The organism is Enterococcus silesiacus (assembly GCF_001886225.1).
Classification (GTDB): domain Bacteria; phylum Bacillota; class Bacilli; order Lactobacillales; family Enterococcaceae; genus Enterococcus_L; species Enterococcus_L silesiacus.
In genome coordinates, this window is sequence record NZ_JXLC01000003.1 from 109,415 (window position 1) to 127,004 (window position 17,590).

The window sequence follows — 17,590 nt, forward strand, 5'->3', positions numbered from 1 at the left end:
AACATGTATTATTTTGAAGACACAACTAAAAAAGTCCATAAAGATGATTTGATCCTTCCTTCTTCAGCCATGATGTATGATGGTGTTTATCTCGAAAAAATGATCGATGGTTATCGTACTTTAGCGGTAACAGGTAGAGAAATGCTGTCACTTACGGTAGATACACAAGAAACTCAGGTTGGAAGTATTAAATTAAATCAAAAATTACCCGCTCGAACAATTAAAGTGACCTATCAATTGATTGGAAAAGATGCTAAAGAGGTTCAGAAAAAATACCGTCAATTGATGCAATTGCTTTATAAAGAGTCGGCTGTTGAAATTCGCTTTAAAGATGAATTGGATTATCATTATCACGGACAATATATGACAACAGATGAAGTTCGTGGAGATACCAATAGTATCATTGCAAGCTTTGAAATTCTTTGTACCGATCCCAAGAAATATTCGGTGTTACTGAAAACGGACGGACCCATTACAACCTATTTACCCTATCAAACGATACCAGAAAAAATCACAGTAACGATTGCCGCGTTTGGTCCTTTAAAGATTACAAACAGCGACCAAACAATTAAAATCACTAGTTACAATTTAAGCGCAGGCGATCAAGTGGTTTTTGATTTCTTAAAAGGAAAAGTTTTTGTAAATGAACTAGATCAAACTTTTTTACTAGATTTAGAAAGTGATTTTGAAAATTTTAGTATTAAAGAAGGTCAAACTGTTCAGTGTAATAATGGCAAAATGACCATCTCTTATCGGGAGGTACAACTATGAATAAAAGCGTTTATTTTTTTGACGAGCGTCAACATTTACTTCGAATCGTTAAAGAGAATGAGCTGATAGAAGTCATCCAGGAAAAAGAAATTACATTGAGTAAAAACGAATTGATGAATGATACGCTAAATGTATCTACCGTATATGACGAAGAGCTGAAACAAGCGGTCTACATGGCTGTGAAAGAAGTAGCACCTTCATATAGTTTATATAGAATTATTTTAGATAGTGAAGAGGAAAATCTTTTATCATTTGTAGGTATTAGTTTTGCACCCGACGAGTTAGATTCTTATGTTGTCAAAAATGTTCAAGTGAAAAACGGCTCAATTAAAAATACGATTCAAAAACTGTTGGCAGAAACAGAATGGCGTTTGGGTAAAATCGATTCAAATTTACCTTCATTAACAGAAGATTTTAGCTTCCTATCTGTGCGTGATGCATTAAAAAATATTCAAGCACAAGGGTGCGAAATTCTGTTCAAATATAAAATCGATGGTATCGGTATTACGGATAAATGGCTGGAAGTCTATCGTGAAATTGGGGAACAAAGTAAACAACGTTTTACCTATGGGGAAAAAGCGTTAAGCATTGTAAAAGAACAAGACCGTAATCAGGTTTACACAAGTTTAATCGGTCGCGGACGTGGCGAAGATGTGGGCGATGGTGAAGGCAAACGAATCGAATTTACTAATGTAGAGTGGAAAAAAGCCAATGGCAAGCCTTTGAATAAACCCAAAGGACAAAATTGGCTGGAATTTCCCGAGATGACCAAACAATATGGTATCCCGCTAAAAAATGGTGGGATGCGAAGACGGGAAAAAGTCATTACATTTGATGAAGAAGAAAGTCCAGAAAAATTGCTACAAAAAACATATGATTCGCTTATTGAATATTCTCGTCCGCTCGTTCAATTTAAAACTGAGATTTTAGGTGGTGATACGATTGGGAATACCGTAACGATTCATCGACATGATCGAAATTATCATTACCAAACTCGAATTTTCAAGGTGAAAATCGATCGTTTGACAGGAAAAGTCGAAGCCGGTTTAGGAGATAATATTACGAAGAGTATTTCAAAAGCTACTTCGGATCTCAAAGGAAATGTAGATTCATTGGAAGAGAAAAAGATGACCTTTTATGATTCTGAAGAAATTTCCAAATGGCAAGATGATATTATTCGTGGAGCCAAAGGCGGCTCTATAAAGTTAATGAATGGGATTGAAACAGGAAAATCAAATAGTCGTGAACCCTATCAACAAGTTTTTATGGATGGGAAATCGTTAGAGAATAGTAAACATTTTTTAATCATGAACTCTGATGGCATAGGCTTTGTTAAAGATAAATTTACAAATACGCCTAAAACAGCTTGGACGATTGATGGAAAGTTTAATGCTGACTTTATTCAAGCTGGTACCTTAGAAGGCGTTACTGTCCAAACAAAGAAAGATAATGATTTTCAAATCAAGTTACAGTCAAATGGAACTATTGCTTTTAGAAATCAAAAAAAGAATGAAGAAGAAGGCTGGATCGGTGCTGTAATAGATGGGAAAACGAAAGAACCAGTGGGTGTTGCCATTTGCCAAATTCCGGGATATAAGTTTTCAATTGGTTCAGCGGTTTCTAAAGAAGAAAGAGCACCGAGTGCGGTGTTTGAAATCCCTAAAGAATCAAACGCAAATAAGAAAATATGGCGATTACACGGTCAAGGAGAAATTAATGGTGACTTAAAAATAACAGGAAATGTAGACATTAAAGGAAGCCTATCAATCAATGGTGTCAAAGTCATTCCTGGAACTGGCAATGGAGGCAGTGGTGGTACAGGCGGCGGATATCCGTCAGAAGTAACCAGTCAAGAGGATAAATTTGCTTGGGATTTATGGAGCTATTTAACCTCTAATGGATACAGTCACGCCGCAGCTGCGGGAATTTTAGGAAACGTCCAACAAGAAACTGGCGGCACCATGAATCCAGATACTGATCAGATCGGCGGTCCTGCATATGGACTAGTTCAATGGGATGGGTCTAGCTATCCTTTAGTTGGTAGTCCTACATGGGATGGTCGAGAATATGTTAGACGTCTGATTGCAGCTGCAGGTATCAACAATGACTATAAATCAACATTAGCACAAGGAAAACTAATCGATTGGTGTATGTACAATGGACAGTGGCTAGGCGCGGTTACTCCAACAGGTGTTGCTGAGTTTAAAATAATTTCTGACCCAGCGATAGCAGCCTATGCATTTGAAATGAATTTCGAGCGACCAAAAAATGCTCATCCAGAAGGGCAAGGTTATGCACAAGGATGGTATAACAAATTTCACAATTTAAAACCATCAACTGGAACAGGAAAAGCAGGATTGGATCATTTAGAATCATTAGTGGGTCAGTATTGGGGAAATGGTCAATGCTATGCCGTGCCAGCTGAATATTCTGGTTTCTTAAGTGGCTGTGGATTAGGTGCGCAAACCAGTTATCCATTAAGTCATGTTATAGGCAGCACTGAGGGAGCAGCTGATATTGGCAGTTCTTATGATTGGGCTGCAGTTGGTTGGAAAGTTATTTATCAGCCGGAGTATAAAGATTTAGTATCTGGCGCAATCATCAACTGGAAACGCGGCGGAAACATTGGTGGATTTAATGTCGATTATACCTATGGCCACACAGGTGTTATCCGAGGTTTAACAAATGATGGCTTCCAAACCTACGAACAAAATATTGGCAAGGGACAAATTATTGAAAGATACGACCGCACATGGGTCGGGTCAAGCGAAATCAGTTCGATCGTCATCCCACCAAAATAAGCAATTTTTAGAAAGGAGTGAGCAAATGTCAATTATATATCCAATTTTTTTATCGATCACACAACCAAACGACAATATTCCATCAATCATGATTCGCCAATTTGACGAAGGAACTCAAGTCTTGGATGTGACGATCACGGAACACGGTAAACCAAAAGACATTTCAAATTTAACCCCATTTTTCTGCGTCAAACAAGGACACCATGCCGGACTTGGTTTGTCTGAGCAAAAAGTCACGAAAATCATTGATGCAAAAAAAGGTAAACTACAATACACATTAACTAATTATGATATGCAAAATACAGGAGAAAATACAGCGTATTTCAGCTTTAGGGAACTTCAAAAAGACCTAAGTTGGCGTCAACAATTTTCCACACGAGATTTTGCTTACCACGTTAAAGAAAGTATTTACGAAGAGGGAATCAAAGATAGTAACTATATTTGGACGTTTGAAGAAATCTTACGCTATTTTACTGAATGGGTAAAAACGTGTCGGGAGATTTATGATGACTGGTATTTAGTGGCACAAGAAGAACTAAAGCGGATCATTGCAGAGTTTCAAGGATGGGTCACAACAAATCAAGAACGATATGATCAATGGACTACAGTTCAAAGAGCAGAATTTGATAAATGGTTTGCGACAATCAAAGAAATATTAGATGAAAATGTTGCTGGTAATCTTTTGAATCTAATTGAAGAATTAAAGCAGGCACATTTTACTTTGAAAAGTGGAGAAATAGGCATTCTTAGAACAATTAGAGACGATAAATTCAGCTTGAATCATAGCGTAGTTAAAAGCGGAACAGTTACTCATCAAAAAGAAGCTGCAGCTTTAGTTGTAGCTGAAATCGATAGTGAAAAGCAAAATACTTTCTTTCTAAGAAAGGTAGGTTCAGTTTGATGGCACATGAAGTTGAAATCAAAAAAATAATGGAAACAGATGAATCCGGTGTGCAACGTCAAGTTTTCCCTGAAACCCATGTTAGCGCGGTTCTTGGATTAGATAAAATTGAAACGATAGGAACAGGTGTAACGTCGATCAATGGTAAAACTGGAGACATCACCTTAACAGCAAAAGATTTAGATGTTGAAGGAACAGGAATAACAATAGAGAAGGTGGGAACGGTATGACAGATATTGTTGAATTAAAAAATGATGGCGTTGTTGTTTATCCTAAAACGCACGTCAGCGCAGTTGAAGGAATGACAACGATCAAAGGTGAAAAAGGAGATACAGGTCCTGCAGGTCCAAAAGGAGCAACGGGGGCACCAGGACCTCAAGGCTTAAAAGGTGCTACTGGTGCTACGGGACCACAAGGACCAGCGGGCGTAAATGCAACAACGACAACTACGGCAACGCAAACAGTCAACGGACTGATGAGTGCAGTAGACAAGAAAAAATTAGATACATTACCAACAATAACGTTTAGTAAGGTGGGAGCAGTATAATGGCAGATATCGTACAATTAGAAGAAAAAGGGAACTTGCTTTATCCGAAGACACACAGCTCAGCAGTCGATGGTTTTACAGATGAACTAAATGCGTTATCAAAAAATTTGACTGAAAATCTAACAAAGAAATTACAACCAGTAGCTTCTGAACAAGCACTTTGGTCAGGTTCATGGTATGGAGGGGCAGGTCAAACAACGATTCCTAGTAAACCTTTGTCAAAATGTTCGAATGGTTGGATCTTACAATGGGAAGTATATTCAGAAACTGGAAATCCAAGTGGAACTGCTTTTCAATTTTCCTATGTACCGAAACAATTTGTAAAATATCATTCTGGAAAAGGAATGGTTTTTCCAGTTTGTGCTTATAATGGATCAAATCCTCAAGTTAAGTATTTATATATTGATGATGTTAAATTATCAGGAAATGCTAATAATTCTCCAGATAAAGATACAACAGGTAAAGGGAACAAGATGTATGTACTAACGAAAGTTTATGAGTATTAAAAAAAGGAAGAGTAATATTTTTAGATTGTAGATATTGTCTCAAAAGACTTTATCTACAGTCTTTTTAATGTTGTAACTATATGTGTGAAGTTGTTGGGAAAATTTCTTTCCTCAAATATTGATAAAAGAGAACTAGTCTACATTAGAATGAAATATTAACTATTGTCTTTCCATAGTTCTTATCGTAATATAGTTAGGAACCGAACTATTTAACAAGGAGGTAAATCATGGACAGAAAAATCGGTCTAAAAATCAGAATTTTAGCTAACGAACTCAATCGAAAAGCAGCAGAAATTTTAAAAGAAGACGGTGGTGAAACCTCTTCAAGCATCCAAATGCGTATTTTAAACTTCATTCACCGCCGTAATAGTCAACAAGTACCAGTCTATCAAAAAGATATCGAACAAGAATTCGATATTCGGCGGTCCACTGCGACAGGTGTCTTACAAACAATGGAGAAACGCTTATTTATCGAAAGACGATGTTTCGAGAAAGATAATCGGTACAAAACGATTATTTTAACTGATTTAGGCGAACAGAAAGTCAAAGAAAACATTGTGAAGTTACATAAATTCGATGAGTTACTCGTTCGGGGAATTCCAGAAGAAGAACTAGTAATCTTTTTTAAATTATTGGGAAAACTATCTGAAAACAGCAAAAAAATAAATAAGGAAGGTGAACTAGTTACATGATAAAAAAACTGATCGCCAACATAGGTGTCTATAAAAAAGAAAGTATCATTACACCGCTTTATGTAACAGGAGAAGTCATTCTAGATATCATTATTCCTCTAGTGATGGCAATGATGATTGATAATGGCATCGAAAAGGGAAATACAAATGCTATTTTAATGTATGGAGCGATTTTATTTGTGTGTGCAATCATTGCGTTATTTTTTGGTGCGATGTCAGGTCGTTATGCCGCAGTTGCTTCAGCTGGGTTTGCCAAGAATTTACGAGATCAATTATTTGTTCGCATCCAAGGTTTCTCTTTTTCTAACATTGATCGCTTTTCCACATCAAGCTTAATTACACGGATGACAACAGATGTGACCAATGTTCAAAATGCTTACCAAATGATTATTCGGCTTTTAGTCCGGAGTCCATTGATCATGATTTTTTCATTAGCCATGGCTTATAGTATCAATAAGGATCTGTCCTTGATTTATTTAGGGGTTGTACCGTTTTTGATGATTGGTTTAGCGCTAGTTATTTATTTTGCTCATCCTAATTTTAACAAAGTTTTTCGTATTTATGATAAATTAAATAACGTTGTTCAAGAAAATTTACAAGGGATTCGTGTCGTTAAATCTTATGTAAGAGAAGAACATGAAGACGAAAAATTCAAAACAGTTTCTAAAGATATCTACAAAACATTCTCAAAAGCACAAAGTATTGTTGCTTTTAATAATCCCATTTTACAGTTTGCAGTCTACACCTGTATGTTGCTGATTTCATGGTTAGGGGCAAAATTTGTAGTAGGGAGCACGTTGACTACTGGGGAATTGGTCAGTATGTTTACGTATACAATGCAAATTTTAATGAGTTTAAATATGTTATCAATGGTTTTTGTCATCGTACTGATTGCACGGACTTCTGCTGAGCGAATCACTGAGGTGTTATCAGAAGAAAGTGATTTAAAAAACAATGCAGATCCTCTTTATGAAATTCCAGATGGTTCTGTTCGCTTTAATGATGTTTGTTTTAGCTATGCGAATGATCTTGAAAAATTGGCGTTGATGCATGCAAATATGGAAATAAAATCAGGTGAAGTGATCGGGATCGTTGGTGGAACCGGTAGTTCTAAATCAACATTCGTTCAGTTGATTCCAAGATTATACGATGTAACGCAAGGCTCGGTCGAAGTTGGCGGACATGATGTGCGGAATTATGATTTGAAATCTTTGCGGGATCAAGTCAGTATGGTTTTACAAAACAATGTATTGTTTACAGGAACAATCAAAGAAAATCTGCGCTGGGGAAACGAAGAGGCCACAGACGAAGACTTGATCAGAGCTTGTAAAATTGCTCAGGCAGATAGTTTTATCGAAGAATTTCCTGATAAATATGATACGATGCTTTCCCAAGGTGGAAACAATGTATCGGGTGGACAAAAACAGCGTTTATGTATAGCACGTGCATTATTGAAAAAACCAAAAATTTTGATTTTAGATGATTCGACAAGTGCCGTAGATACAAAAACAGATCGTTTGATCAGGGAAGGAATGCGACAAGAAATACCTGGAACGACAACGTTTATTATCGGCCAGCGTGTGTCTTCTATTGAAGATTCTGATCGCATTATTGTCATGGATAAAGGCTTGATCAATGCTATTGGAACCCATGATGAATTATTAGCTAGTAATCAGATTTATCAAGAAGTCTACGAGTCTCAAAAGAAAGGATTTGGTGAAGAGAATGCGTGATGAACAAACAAAAGGGATTCGCAAAAGTCAAGATCCTTTGAAAACCTTAAAGCGGCTGTTTTCATATATGGTTAAAAAATATAAGTTTCGTCTCGTATTAGTAATGATTCTCATTTTACTAAGTACCTTTGCCAATGTTCGAGGCTCTTTATTCTTACAAGTAGTGATCGATGATTATATTACGCCGCTACTTGGACAAAGCAATCCTAACTTTTCTGGACTATTAAAGGCAATTACAACGATGGCACTAATTTATGGTGTTGGGATTATTTCAAATTTAGGCTTTAATCTAATCATGGTTCGTATTAGTGAAGGAACACAAAAAACGATTCGAGATGAAATGTTTACCCATCTTGAGACACTGCCAATCCGTTATTTCGATTCAAATTCTGACGGAGATATCATGAGTCATTTTACCAATGATACGGATACTTTAAGACAGATGATTTCTCAAAGTATTCCTAATCTGATTGCAGCTGTGGTCAGTTTTGTCAGCGTGTTTATTGCCATGTTTACCATCAGTGTACCATTGACTTTAGTGGTGATCGTCTCGGTTGCCATAATGATTGTGACGATTCGGATGATCGCTGGGCGCAGTAGCCGTTATTTTGGCAAGCAGCAACGGGATTTAGGCAGCGTAAACGGCTATATCGAAGAAATAATGCATGGTCAAAAAGTGGTGAAAATATTTAATCATGAACCGCAAACAATCAAACAGTTTAAAGGCATCAATGAAGAATTACGCCAAAGCGCTACTCAAGCGAATAAATATGCGAATAGCTTAATGCCGATCATGATGAATTTACTAAACATTCAATATGTACTCTTGGCAGTAGTTGGAGGTATTTTTTCTGTATATGGTGTCTCTGGTCTGACCATTGGGATGATTGCTTCTTTTCTTCAATTAAGTCGTTCTTTGAATATGCCAATTAGCCAAGTGTCGCAACAAATCAACTTTGTGATTATGGCGTTAGCAGGAGCAGATCGGATCTTTAATTTGATTGATGAAAAATCAGAAATTGATGATGGTTATGTGACGTTGGTCAATGTAAATCGTGAGTCAGGAAATCTTGTTGAAAGTGAAGCGCGGACTGGGATTTGGGCATGGAAACACCCACATGCAGATGGTACGGTTACGTATACGGAGCTAACAGGGGATGTGCGTTTTGAAGATGTGTCTTTTGGCTATACAGATAACCATCGAGTATTAAAAGATATTAATCTATATGCTGAACCAGGTCAAAAAGTCGCATTTGTAGGGGCGACAGGAGCTGGTAAAACGACGATTACAAACTTGATCAATCGATTCTACGATATTCAAGAAGGAAAAATCCGTTATGATGGAATCAATGTGAAAAAAATCAAAAAGAATTCGTTAAGAAGGTCCTTAGGGATTGTTTTACAAGACACGCATTTATTCACAGGGACGATTCGCGAAAATATCCGCTATGGGAAGCTAGATGCATCGGATGATGATGTGATTCAAGCCGCTCAACTCGCTAATGCGGAAGATTTTATTAATAATTTACCTAATAAATATGATACTGTGATTACTGGTGATGGAGAAGGCTTGTCACAGGGGCAACGTCAATTATTATCCATTGCTCGAGCTGCGATTGCTGATCCACCAGTAATGATTTTAGATGAAGCGACATCAAGTATTGATACCAGAACTGAAAAACATGTACAAGCTGGAATGGATCGTTTGATGAAAGGCAGAACGGTATTTGTTATTGCACATCGCTTGTCGACGATTCAAAATTCAGATGCAATCATGGTAATGGATCATGGCCAAATCATCGAACGAGGCAGTCATGAAGACTTACTTGAAGAAAAAGGAATTTATCATCAACTATACACAGGAAAAGTAGAACTATCATAAGAACAATAAAAAAACACCGATCAGCTAGTGATCGGTGTTTTTCGATATAAACGTTTAAAATAATACGCCAAGAGAGATTCGAACTCCCGACCGCTCGCTTAGAAGGCGAGTGCTCTATCCAGCTGAGCTATTGGCGCAATATGTTAACGCAACAGAGTTTATTATAATGAACATATAAAATAAAGTCAATCATAAATTTGAAATAACAACCAAGTTTTTTTGAAAAGTGATTTATATCGCCAAATGACCAAGTTTTTATTGACTCTCGTTTCTTATTTTGATACAATGTTAATGTTGTAATTGTGGACTCCACAGCTACAACCGCACAGAACAAGTTTTTAAGTATGACACTAATCATCACTTGGGATGGCGAGTCTAAGTCTAGAAGAAGGAGGTGCTGTATAGCATGTACGCAATTATCAAAACTGGTGGTAAACAAGTAAAAGTTGAGGTAGGTCAAGCAATTTACGTTGAAAAATTAGACGTAGAAGCTGGCGAAAAAGTTGTTTTTGACGAAGTTATCTTAGTGGGTGGCGAATCTACGAAAGTAGGAGCTCCAACTGTCGCAGGTGCAACTGTCGAAGGAACTGTAGAAAAACACGGCAAACAAAAGAAAGTCGTGACTTTCAAATACAAACCTAAAAAACACACTCACCGCAAACAAGGTCACCGTCAACCATATACAAAAGTTGTAATCAACGCAATCAACGCATAATTCTTTTAAGTTGCATAGGAAAGAAGGCCTATCAATGATTAAAAGTTCTTTTAAACGAAATGAGGCAGGTCAAATTCTGTCTTTTGAAGTCTCAGGGCATGCGGAATCAGGTCCTTATGGCAGTGATATCGTATGTGCGGCTGTGTCTGCATTAACGATAAGCACCGTCAATGGTATCGATGCTTTAGCTGGTGTTCAACCGATTGTTGAAACAGATGAAGATAATGGTGGATACCTTTATGTTGAAATGATTTCAAAGGCCAATCAAGAACAAACCAATATTGCCCAAATTCTCTTGGAAAATCTTTTATTAGGTCTCCAAGCAATCGAGCAAGAAAATCTTGACTTTATTCAAGTCAAAACCATAAATGAAAAATAGGAGGTGCAGACTATGTTATTAAATATGAATTTACAATTATTCGCCCACAAAAAAGGTGGAGGTTCTACTTCCAACGGACGTGATTCAGAATCTAAACGCTTAGGCGCTAAAAGTGCTGATGGACAAACTGTTACTGGTGGATCAATTTTATACCGTCAACGCGGAACTAAAATTTACCCAGGAGCAAACGTAGGTATCGGCGGAGACGACACTTTATTTGCTAAAGTTGACGGTGTAGTACGTTTTGAACGTAAAGGCCGTGACAAAAAACAAGTGTCTGTTTACCCAGTAGCAAATTAATAAGTAGCTGAGTCCTTTGTATATCAAAGGGTTCGGCTCTTTTTTTGTTTATAGATATTTTTTTGACCATACTATTGACCATACTTTCTAAAACTCTATATATTTTATTAGTTTTTCAGTTGTACCTTCTTTTTGATCATCGGATAAATGAGTATATATGTTTAGAGTCGTTTTGATATTTGAATGGCCTAGTCGTTCTGCGACTTCTTTATCAGTAGCTTTAGCGTTATATAGCATAGAGGCGTGAGTATGTCTAAATCCATGCAAACCAATGTCAGGCAACTTTGCTCTATTCTGATAAACCTTGTATCGTTCAGTAACAGCCTGATTAATGGTAAAATTATTTTTTTCAGTGGTGAAAATAAAAGCTGGCTGACTAAAACCAAACTTGAAAAGAAATTGTTTTTGTGACAGTTTCCATTTGTTTAATTGTTTAATAGTTTTTTGGTCTAATACAATTTGACGATTAGATTTTTTCGTTTTTGGTGTTTCTGAAATATAGTAATCTTGCCCCTTTGTTACTGTTCTATGAATGGAAAGGGTATTTGTGTTGAAATCCAAATCAGACCACGTGAGGGCTAATATTTCACCAATGCGGCAGCCACTGAAGGCTAACAAACGAAACAGAGTATAATCTCTAATCTTGAAATATGGATTCTGCTCATTTTCAATTGTTGCTAAGAAATTTTGTAATTGATCTTTCGTGTAAAATTTCAGTTTTTTTTCTGTGTTACTATTTTTTCTAACGGGTATTAGTACATTAGTGGTAGGGTTCTGATTAGTTATACCCATGTTAATACTCAGTTTGAAGACTTTATCAATATAGTTCATAAACAGCGGGTAATTTTTATAAGTTGATTTTTCATGCCATTCATTTATTATTTTTTGGCAATTCATAGTATCGATTTTATCTATTTTTATCGATCCGAACTTGGGCAAAATGTGTTTATCAAACAATATTCTGGTTCGTGATAAAGTACTCTCTGTTACACTTTTTTTATAATGAGCAAACCAGATATCTGAAACTTCTTTAAAAGTAGGAGCTTTTTGACTGCTTGAAAATCCATTTTCTTTTACAGATAGTTCTAACATAGACATAGCCGTCTTTGCTTCTTTCTTAGTTTTGAATCCTCTTCTTGTGGTATATTTCTTTTTACCTGTTAAGGGATCTATTCCTAAGTAGGCTTTAAAATACCAAAGTTTTTCACCGTTTTTCTTTTCGTACTGTTTGATCATGTTGTATCACTCCTTCAATTTTGATACAATAGACACAACTAAATAAGCCTATTATATAGGTGGTTTTATTGTTTAACGTACTTACTTCTTGGCGGGAGGGGTACGTTTTTTTATTTTATTTGTTCAAATACTTCTTTATACTTGTTGAAATCCTCATCAGAAACCGCAGAACCAACAGTAAGAACCGCATTAAGTTTTTCATTAACAACATATCTTACTAACCAGGATACACGATCCCCAGCTGCATTTTCATTACGTGTTTCGTTATTGTTAATAATTTTTTCAGTATTTTCCTTATCTGTCGCCACTTCAACATTAATAAGATTAGCAAAAAGAGTATCTGGAATTGAATCTTTTGCGGCGTAGTAGAAATAATTTGAACTAGATAAATCATAATCAGATTCGTTAAGTTTTTCTTGGCCAGTAGTTTGGGGATCGAACACAGGTAATCCCTTTTCTTTAAAAGTATTTACAATTTCAGTTGCTGTATCTTCTTTTTCAGTACTAGATGAACTTTCCAATTCTTTAACTCGTGACTCTAATTGATCCACTTTACTGTTCGCAGTTTTGGTATCTTTGTTACTATCACCACACCCCACTAAAAATAGCCCACTAAAAATACAAATAATTGCAATCTTTTTCATTTCAAAAATCTCCCTCATAAATTTTGTAGTAATCCAGTATTTAAAATCATTACTGATGAATCTCGAAACTCAAAGATTCTTCCTTTATAAAAATAAGTGTACCCATATTTTTGTTGATAATATGAGAATACTTTTTTTAGAGTATTGTTTGAAACGTTAAGGAATTCAGCACAGTCATAATGAGTATTGAGACCAGCTTCAGAGCAAGCAATTAAATCATCTAAAGAAACGAGGATATCATATGAATAATTTCTGGCTTTATTTTCTTGTTTTCTCGCTTCTGTAGAATTTTGATTAATTATTTCACCCACAGAAGTTTTATAATGAGCATACTCTTCAGCTAATATTTCTTTTTTTCTTTTTAATTCCAATGTTTGTTCAATATAAATGCGACCGTTACGATATAATCCAAAACAACCAGTATTGGCATATAACTCTTTTTCGATGATCGGCACGCTTTTTTGAATTTCCTCAACTAATATTTCATAGTCATTCAAATTAATCACCAACTAAAATTTATTTTTTATGCTTTGAATCATATTCGTCATCTAGTTTATCTAAATAAGAATGAATATTCTTTACCTCATCATCCGTATATACTTTTTCTGGATCAGCTGAGTGAGCAGCAAGGGTATCGATTTTTTTAGGAAGTGGAAATTCTTTAATTTTATTTTGCTCTTCTAATTGTTGTCTTGCAAAATCATATACCTTTGATTGGCGACTTTCGCTTAGGTTGTTATATATAGAAGAAATATCATTTTTAGAATTTAAAGTATCTCGTTTTTCATCTGGTATCCTTTCTTTAGCAACGTCATAACCCATTAACCAAGGCTCATTAACATTTAAAGTTTTAGATAGGAGGTATATTCTATCTTGATCTGGGGATTGTTTCCCATTTACATACTGTGAAAATGTACTTTTTCCCATTTTTATTCCTAATTCTTTTTGAAAAGGCTCGGACATTCTAATTATATCAATCTGCTTGATATTTCTCTCGCTCATAATCTGTTTGAGTCTAACTTCAGTAGTAACTTTAATGATGATCGCCTCCTTATATTTTGTATTATATAACTAATTGAATATAAGTACAATAAAAAAATTCATGATTCGTGAACTTTTATGTTGACTTAGTTCAAAGTCCAGTGTAATATGAAATTATAAAGTTCATGAAACGTGAACAAAAGGAAGGAGGAAATTTAATGAGTTATGATTATTCTACATTGTCAGGAAAAATTGTCGAAAAATTTGGAACCCAATATAATTTTGCGATTGCAATGGGACTTTCAGAAAGAACTGTTTCATTAAAGTTAAATAGTAGAGTTTCTTGGAAAGATGATGAAATGATACAAGCCTGCGAATTGCTCGGGATAGAGACTTCCGAGATTTATCAATATTTTTTTAAATCGAAAGTTCATGTTTCGTGAACTTTGTTAGCTACAACAAAGTGCAGAAAGGAGATATTTATATGGCCATAAAAGTAGAATTAATTCTTTCGGATGAAGTAAAGCGGGATTTGATTAATGAGGCCAAACGAGAACTAGAGGAAGAATTCGAGGAACGTCTGAATCTTGTAAGTAGGATCCTTGATTTACCGCCAGCACCTAATAAATCAGAGATAAGAAAAATTTTAAAAATAAGTGATAGTACTTTGGATCATCTGATAGCAAATGGTGCCACCCCTATGATTTGGGGAGAGAACACAATTCGTATTGAAAGAGCTAATATTTTAAAAGCTTTTGACAATACTAAGATCAAAATTTGAGGAGGATAAATGGTGGTTATCTCAGCAAACATAATCCTACTATTAGTAACGATTTTATGTTTTGCCGCTGGTGAGACGGTGCAAGGATATTTAATTTTAGCGGTGATGTGGGTTTGTAGTGTTTTGTGGAGGAGAGGGGAAAGATGAAAAAAATATCCGCATCAAAGGAACTTCAAAAAATGTATGTTAAGAAAGCACGAACTATTAGTTTTTTTCGGTGAATGGGTAAAAGAATTTGAAATAAAAAAGAGTTCGCACGGCTATGCTGAACTCAATTTGAAAATGCTAGTAACAATCAAGAATTTAGATTCTGATTGATTATATTTGTTATGACACCAGTGGCGATTGATTTAAGAGCGTCAAGAGAATAACTACCCGCTTTGGAGGCAATGCTTTTAGTAGTTTTCCAGTTATTATCTGATCGAATATCATTTATAAATTGATGTCCTGTAGGTGTTAAATCATAAGCGTAAAAGTTGCCGGCCATATCATAACCTGCTTTATAAAGCAGCCCACTTAAATCAGCTTGCCGAAAATGATAGTACAAAGTATTTTCATCATAATTTTTAATGTGCTCGTTATCACTATCAGACCGATAGTCAAACAAATGGTTAGGATCGCAAATTTCTTCAACAGTTAATAGAATATCTCTTATGCAATCAGGATTTAGTCTCACGTTGTTTTACCTCAATTCTGAATGTAATTGTTTAATACTTATAGAATATTTTTTATATTAGTGATGAATTTAATAACGTCCTGAACATTATTTTTGAATCTATTTTCCATGTAAATGATTCCGTCATCTTTTAGAAAAGCGAGGTATATCTTATTTGAAGACCAATTGACATTAATATACTCATTTCTGGAAAGTGTTCTCATAGTGTCCTCAAAATCTTCAAAAAGCATATTTGGAAAGAGAAGATTGTAAAGCTGGTCACCGCCACCTAAATTTTTGGCTTGAGATTTGGAAATACCGTTGTTGATTCTGTCAATATATTCTTTGTAGATTACTGCAATCATATACTGAGCATCCTTGGTTAATTCTACTTCTGGCATAAATAAACACCGACCTTAATATATTTCAGCTGACCATCTGCTGATAGATAAAGTATACCAATCAAAATAATTTCTAACAATAAGAATTTATGAAAGGGGATTGGAAATGAAGCACAAACTAATTAGTGTATTACTAGAAACGCCGTTTGCAATATTACTAGCTTTTATCTCGTGGTTATCAATTTGGGCAGGACTACTCATGATCGTGGTATATGTTGTGAATAAAGTATTTGAGTTTCCACAGCATATAACTTGGGTAAACAAACGACCGAGGAAAAACGCAAAGTAGGGGGCTAATAAAAATGAATCCTGCAACAGTGATCAACTATACATGTAGATTACAGATTCGAAAGTGTGATATTGGCATCAAGGCTATAGATGGACACAGGCCGATCAGTGAAGCTGAAAAAAGTGAAATAGCATGGATTAACGCAAAGATGAAAATAATCAACGAATTAATTATGAAAGGATGGTATGAAAAATGAAACAAACAGTAAATAGCTATTTATCACAACTCGACAAAGGGATGAGTAACAAACAACTCGCCAAAAAAGTGAATGACTATGTCAAACCAGCCGTTTCGGAAGTAACTATCAAAAAAATCAAAGAAGGTAAATATACACCAAGTGTGACATTAGCTTTGGCTTTAGCAAGGGTTTTAGGTACAACTGTTGAACAGCTTTTCGTGATTGAGGGTGGGGAATAGTTTGGAACTATACAATTTCGTTTGGGATACAAATGTGACTAGGTGTGTAGGAATTGAAGCTAATTCGAAAGAAGAAGCCTATGAAAAATGGATTGGTGGGGAATATGGTAAGACCGATGTTGATGATGAAGATATGTCTGATGACATAGTAGAAATTGATGGAGAGGCTTATTCTAATGAACGTTTTGAAAAAATATCTTTTGGAGGTCAAGATCAATGCTAAATCCAGAACAAAATAAGCTAGTTGTCCAAGCTATCAAAGACAAAAGAGATAACTATGCAGCATTAATCAATCATGAAAATACTAAACCGTTGAAAGATCAGGACTTTAAGAAAACAGATCAGCTAACCGAAATGTATCACAAGTTCATGTTGATCCTAGACAAAGTTCAGAGAGTGGGGATGTAGATGAAAAAATTAACTGAATGGTTAGAAGACAGCATTGAACAAATGGAAGTGGTAAAAGGAATGTTGCCCTCAGATAATGCGGGACATATTGAAGCGTTAGGTCGTCAAAAAGCATATAACGAAGTTATCAAAAAAATAAAAGAACAGGGGGATGAAAATGAAAGCAACATTTAATGATTACTTAAGTGAAGTAGTATTCGCCAATTATGCGGATAACGAAAATAAAGCTATCCAGTTAATTGGTGCAAAAGATACCAACTACCAGGGTGAATTGATCGCAATGGCAAGTGTGAATACAGGTGATAAATTGGATTCTAGTGAGGTAGCAATAAAAACGTGGTCAGAAAACGAAGGTATTGCTGTAGCTTTGGTCAATGCTGGGGTTATTCTTCCTGAATTACAATATATTATCCCAACTGGTTATGTAGCAGCAGAAGTTTATAAACTAACTGATGAAGCCCTTAAATGTATAAAACAAGAGCCGGAATCGTCTGCCAACGAAACCAGCCATTAAATAAATATTGAATGAATAAATTATAACATGAAAGAGG

At 35.5% G+C, this 17,590-nt stretch carries 26 protein-coding genes, 1 tRNA gene and 1 other annotated feature; of the genes, 20 read left to right on the top strand and 7 right to left on the bottom strand.

Annotated features, from left to right (window positions below; genetic code table 11):
• The first annotated feature begins 3 nt into the window (after positions 1-3).
• The 9 genes from RV15_RS02895 (at position 4) to RV15_RS02935 (ending at position 9,833) form a co-directional block, all read left to right on the top strand.
• Positions 4-771: a distal tail protein Dit gene (locus RV15_RS02895; protein ID WP_071876555.1), complete on the top strand. Its 768-nt coding sequence runs from the start codon at positions 4-6 to the stop codon at positions 769-771.
• Positions 768-3,572 (top strand): phage tail spike protein, encoded by a 2,805-nt coding sequence (locus RV15_RS02900; RefSeq protein ID WP_071876556.1) that lies wholly within the window; start codon positions 768-770, stop codon positions 3,570-3,572. Before RV15_RS02895 ends, RV15_RS02900 begins: the two co-directional genes overlap by 4 nt.
• A gap of 25 nt (positions 3,573-3,597) precedes the next feature.
• The gene (locus RV15_RS02905; RefSeq protein ID WP_071876557.1) at positions 3,598-4,473 is read left to right on the top strand and encodes a phage baseplate upper protein; all 876 of its coding nucleotides are present in this window, start codon (positions 3,598-3,600) and stop codon (positions 4,471-4,473) included.
• Entirely contained in the window at positions 4,473-4,703 is a 231-nt protein-coding gene (locus RV15_RS02910; protein WP_071876558.1) for a hypothetical protein, read from the top strand. The genes RV15_RS02905 and RV15_RS02910 overlap by 1 nt, the downstream gene beginning before the upstream one ends.
• Positions 4,700-5,020 (top strand): collagen-like triple helix repeat-containing protein, encoded by a 321-nt coding sequence (locus tag RV15_RS02915; protein ID WP_071876559.1) that lies wholly within the window; start codon positions 4,700-4,702, stop codon positions 5,018-5,020. The genes RV15_RS02910 and RV15_RS02915 overlap by 4 nt, the downstream gene beginning before the upstream one ends.
• Positions 5,020-5,526, top strand: a complete 507-nt coding sequence (locus tag RV15_RS02920) for a hypothetical protein (protein WP_071876560.1) — start codon at positions 5,020-5,022, stop codon at positions 5,524-5,526. Before RV15_RS02915 ends, RV15_RS02920 begins: the two co-directional genes overlap by 1 nt.
• A 227-nt stretch (positions 5,527-5,753) precedes the next feature.
• A complete protein-coding gene (locus RV15_RS02925; RefSeq protein ID WP_071876561.1) occupies positions 5,754-6,218 on the top strand; it encodes a MarR family winged helix-turn-helix transcriptional regulator in 465 nt (154 codons plus the stop codon).
• Entirely contained in the window at positions 6,215-7,951 is a 1,737-nt protein-coding gene (locus RV15_RS02930) for an ABC transporter ATP-binding protein (RefSeq protein ID WP_071876562.1), read from the top strand. Before RV15_RS02925 ends, RV15_RS02930 begins: the two co-directional genes overlap by 4 nt.
• The gene (locus RV15_RS02935) at positions 7,944-9,833 is read left to right on the top strand and encodes an ABC transporter ATP-binding protein (RefSeq protein ID WP_071876563.1); all 1,890 of its coding nucleotides are present in this window, start codon (positions 7,944-7,946) and stop codon (positions 9,831-9,833) included. Before RV15_RS02930 ends, RV15_RS02935 begins: the two co-directional genes overlap by 8 nt.
• 63 nt (positions 9,834-9,896) lie before the next feature.
• On the opposite strand, the gene RV15_RS02940 is transcribed toward RV15_RS02935, so the two are convergent.
• A tRNA-Arg gene (locus tag RV15_RS02940) sits at positions 9,897-9,970 on the bottom strand.
• Between the two features lie 172 nt (positions 9,971-10,142).
• Positions 10,143-10,220 (top strand) — a sequence feature (ribosomal protein L21 leader region).
• Between the two features lie 19 nt (positions 10,221-10,239).
• Here RV15_RS02940 and rplU point away from each other — a divergent pair.
• Genes rplU through rpmA form a run of 3 tightly spaced genes read left to right on the top strand, consistent with a single transcriptional unit; the run spans position 10,240 to position 11,227 of the window.
• Positions 10,240-10,548: a 50S ribosomal protein L21 gene (rplU, locus tag RV15_RS02945; RefSeq protein ID WP_010762829.1), complete on the top strand. Its 309-nt coding sequence runs from the start codon at positions 10,240-10,242 to the stop codon at positions 10,546-10,548.
• Between the two features lie 34 nt (positions 10,549-10,582).
• Complete coding sequence (locus RV15_RS02950) at positions 10,583-10,927, top strand: ribosomal-processing cysteine protease Prp (RefSeq protein ID WP_071876564.1); 345 nt, start codon at positions 10,583-10,585, stop codon at positions 10,925-10,927.
• Positions 10,928-10,939: 12 nt separating this feature from the next.
• On the top strand, positions 10,940-11,227 hold the full coding sequence (gene rpmA, locus RV15_RS02955; protein WP_071876565.1) for a 50S ribosomal protein L27: 288 nt from the start codon (positions 10,940-10,942) through the stop codon (positions 11,225-11,227).
• An 87-nt stretch (positions 11,228-11,314) separates the two neighbouring features.
• On the opposite strand, the gene RV15_RS02960 is transcribed toward rpmA, so the two are convergent.
• The 4 genes from RV15_RS02960 to RV15_RS02975 all read right to left on the bottom strand — a co-directional run bounded on the left by RV15_RS02960 (position 11,315) and on the right by RV15_RS02975 (position 14,070).
• Entirely contained in the window at positions 11,315-12,463 is a 1,149-nt protein-coding gene (locus tag RV15_RS02960) for a site-specific integrase (protein WP_071876566.1), read from the bottom strand.
• 110 nt (positions 12,464-12,573) lie between these two features.
• Positions 12,574-13,107 (bottom strand): hypothetical protein, encoded by a 534-nt coding sequence (locus tag RV15_RS02965; protein ID WP_071876567.1) that lies wholly within the window; start codon positions 13,105-13,107, stop codon positions 12,574-12,576.
• 14 nt (positions 13,108-13,121) lie between these two features.
• A complete protein-coding gene (locus RV15_RS02970; protein WP_071876568.1) occupies positions 13,122-13,604 on the bottom strand; it encodes an ImmA/IrrE family metallo-endopeptidase in 483 nt (160 codons plus the stop codon).
• A 19-nt stretch (positions 13,605-13,623) separates the two neighbouring features.
• On the bottom strand, positions 13,624-14,070 hold the full coding sequence (locus RV15_RS02975) for a helix-turn-helix domain-containing protein (RefSeq protein ID WP_245791205.1): 447 nt from the start codon (positions 14,068-14,070) through the stop codon (positions 13,624-13,626).
• A gap of 236 nt (positions 14,071-14,306) precedes the next feature.
• Between RV15_RS02975 and RV15_RS02980 the strand changes: the two genes are divergently transcribed.
• Both RV15_RS02980 and RV15_RS02985 read left to right on the top strand, forming a co-directional pair.
• A complete protein-coding gene (locus RV15_RS02980) occupies positions 14,307-14,531 on the top strand; it encodes a DUF739 family protein (protein ID WP_071876570.1) in 225 nt (74 codons plus the stop codon).
• 41 nt (positions 14,532-14,572) lie between these two features.
• Complete coding sequence (locus RV15_RS02985) at positions 14,573-14,869, top strand: hypothetical protein (protein WP_071876571.1); 297 nt, start codon at positions 14,573-14,575, stop codon at positions 14,867-14,869.
• 295 nt (positions 14,870-15,164) lie between these two features.
• Here the strand turns inward: RV15_RS02985 and RV15_RS02990 are convergent, their stop codons facing one another.
• Positions 15,165-15,545 carry a DUF2513 domain-containing protein gene (locus tag RV15_RS02990; RefSeq protein ID WP_071876572.1) on the bottom strand — a complete coding sequence of 127 codons (381 nt, stop codon included), beginning with the start codon at positions 15,543-15,545 and terminating at the stop codon, positions 15,165-15,167.
• A 38-nt stretch (positions 15,546-15,583) separates the two neighbouring features.
• Positions 15,584-15,925, bottom strand: coding sequence for a hypothetical protein (locus RV15_RS02995; RefSeq protein ID WP_071876573.1), 342 nt, complete (start codon positions 15,923-15,925; stop codon positions 15,584-15,586).
• Positions 15,926-16,227: 302 nt separating this feature from the next.
• Here RV15_RS02995 and RV15_RS03005 point away from each other — a divergent pair, with 302 nt between their 5' ends.
• The 6 genes from RV15_RS03005 to RV15_RS03025 are packed head-to-tail and all read left to right on the top strand — an operon-like array spanning position 16,228 to position 17,553.
• On the top strand, positions 16,228-16,410 hold the full coding sequence (locus tag RV15_RS03005; RefSeq protein ID WP_071876575.1) for a hypothetical protein: 183 nt from the start codon (positions 16,228-16,230) through the stop codon (positions 16,408-16,410).
• A complete protein-coding gene (locus RV15_RS03010; protein WP_071876576.1) occupies positions 16,407-16,631 on the top strand; it encodes a helix-turn-helix transcriptional regulator in 225 nt (74 codons plus the stop codon). The genes RV15_RS03005 and RV15_RS03010 overlap by 4 nt, the downstream gene beginning before the upstream one ends.
• On the top strand, positions 16,621-16,854 hold the full coding sequence (locus RV15_RS03015; protein WP_245791207.1) for a hypothetical protein: 234 nt from the start codon (positions 16,621-16,623) through the stop codon (positions 16,852-16,854). Before RV15_RS03010 ends, RV15_RS03015 begins: the two co-directional genes overlap by 11 nt.
• Positions 16,848-17,039, top strand: coding sequence for a hypothetical protein (locus RV15_RS03020; RefSeq protein ID WP_071876578.1), 192 nt, complete (start codon positions 16,848-16,850; stop codon positions 17,037-17,039). Before RV15_RS03015 ends, RV15_RS03020 begins: the two co-directional genes overlap by 7 nt.
• A complete protein-coding gene (locus RV15_RS18685; protein WP_167364073.1) occupies positions 17,040-17,213 on the top strand; it encodes a hypothetical protein in 174 nt (57 codons plus the stop codon).
• Positions 17,197-17,553 (top strand): hypothetical protein, encoded by a 357-nt coding sequence (locus tag RV15_RS03025; RefSeq protein WP_071876579.1) that lies wholly within the window; start codon positions 17,197-17,199, stop codon positions 17,551-17,553. The genes RV15_RS18685 and RV15_RS03025 overlap by 17 nt, the downstream gene beginning before the upstream one ends.
• Positions 17,554-17,590 lie beyond the last annotated feature (37 nt).

Excerpts from the sequence above, each read along its gene's own strand:
- RV15_RS02895 (WP_071876555.1), top strand. The coding sequence starts at position 4 with ATGTATTATTTTGAAGACACAACTAAAAAAGTCCATAAAGATGATTTG.
- RV15_RS02900 (WP_071876556.1), top strand. The coding sequence starts at position 768 with ATGAATAAAAGCGTTTATTTTTTTGACGAGCGTCAACATTTACTTCGA.
- RV15_RS02905 (WP_071876557.1), top strand. The coding sequence starts at position 3,598 with ATGTCAATTATATATCCAATTTTTTTATCGATCACACAACCAAACGAC.
- RV15_RS02910 (WP_071876558.1), top strand. The coding sequence starts at position 4,473 with ATGGCACATGAAGTTGAAATCAAAAAAATAATGGAAACAGATGAATCC.
- RV15_RS02915 (WP_071876559.1), top strand. The coding sequence starts at position 4,700 with ATGACAGATATTGTTGAATTAAAAAATGATGGCGTTGTTGTTTATCCT.
- RV15_RS02920 (WP_071876560.1), top strand. The coding sequence starts at position 5,020 with ATGGCAGATATCGTACAATTAGAAGAAAAAGGGAACTTGCTTTATCCG.
- RV15_RS02925 (WP_071876561.1), top strand. The coding sequence starts at position 5,754 with ATGGACAGAAAAATCGGTCTAAAAATCAGAATTTTAGCTAACGAACTC.
- RV15_RS02930 (WP_071876562.1), top strand. The coding sequence starts at position 6,215 with ATGATAAAAAAACTGATCGCCAACATAGGTGTCTATAAAAAAGAAAGT.
- RV15_RS02935 (WP_071876563.1), top strand. The coding sequence starts at position 7,944 with ATGCGTGATGAACAAACAAAAGGGATTCGCAAAAGTCAAGATCCTTTG.
- rplU (WP_010762829.1), top strand. The coding sequence starts at position 10,240 with ATGTACGCAATTATCAAAACTGGTGGTAAACAAGTAAAAGTTGAGGTA.
- RV15_RS02950 (WP_071876564.1), top strand. The coding sequence starts at position 10,583 with ATGATTAAAAGTTCTTTTAAACGAAATGAGGCAGGTCAAATTCTGTCT.
- rpmA (WP_071876565.1), top strand. The coding sequence starts at position 10,940 with ATGTTATTAAATATGAATTTACAATTATTCGCCCACAAAAAAGGTGGA.
- RV15_RS02960 (WP_071876566.1), bottom strand. The coding sequence starts at position 12,463 with ATGATCAAACAGTACGAAAAGAAAAACGGTGAAAAACTTTGGTATTTT.
- RV15_RS02965 (WP_071876567.1), bottom strand. The coding sequence starts at position 13,107 with ATGAAAAAGATTGCAATTATTTGTATTTTTAGTGGGCTATTTTTAGTG.
- RV15_RS02975 (WP_245791205.1), bottom strand. The coding sequence starts at position 14,070 with ATGTCCGAGCCTTTTCAAAAAGAATTAGGAATAAAAATGGGAAAAAGT.
- RV15_RS02980 (WP_071876570.1), top strand. The coding sequence starts at position 14,307 with ATGAGTTATGATTATTCTACATTGTCAGGAAAAATTGTCGAAAAATTT.
- RV15_RS02985 (WP_071876571.1), top strand. The coding sequence starts at position 14,573 with ATGGCCATAAAAGTAGAATTAATTCTTTCGGATGAAGTAAAGCGGGAT.
- RV15_RS02995 (WP_071876573.1), bottom strand. The coding sequence starts at position 15,925 with ATGCCAGAAGTAGAATTAACCAAGGATGCTCAGTATATGATTGCAGTA.
- RV15_RS03005 (WP_071876575.1), top strand. The coding sequence starts at position 16,228 with ATGAATCCTGCAACAGTGATCAACTATACATGTAGATTACAGATTCGA.
- RV15_RS03010 (WP_071876576.1), top strand. The coding sequence starts at position 16,407 with ATGAAACAAACAGTAAATAGCTATTTATCACAACTCGACAAAGGGATG.
- RV15_RS03020 (WP_071876578.1), top strand. The coding sequence starts at position 16,848 with ATGCTAAATCCAGAACAAAATAAGCTAGTTGTCCAAGCTATCAAAGAC.
- RV15_RS18685 (WP_167364073.1), top strand. The coding sequence starts at position 17,040 with ATGAAAAAATTAACTGAATGGTTAGAAGACAGCATTGAACAAATGGAA.
- RV15_RS03025 (WP_071876579.1), top strand. The coding sequence starts at position 17,197 with ATGAAAGCAACATTTAATGATTACTTAAGTGAAGTAGTATTCGCCAAT.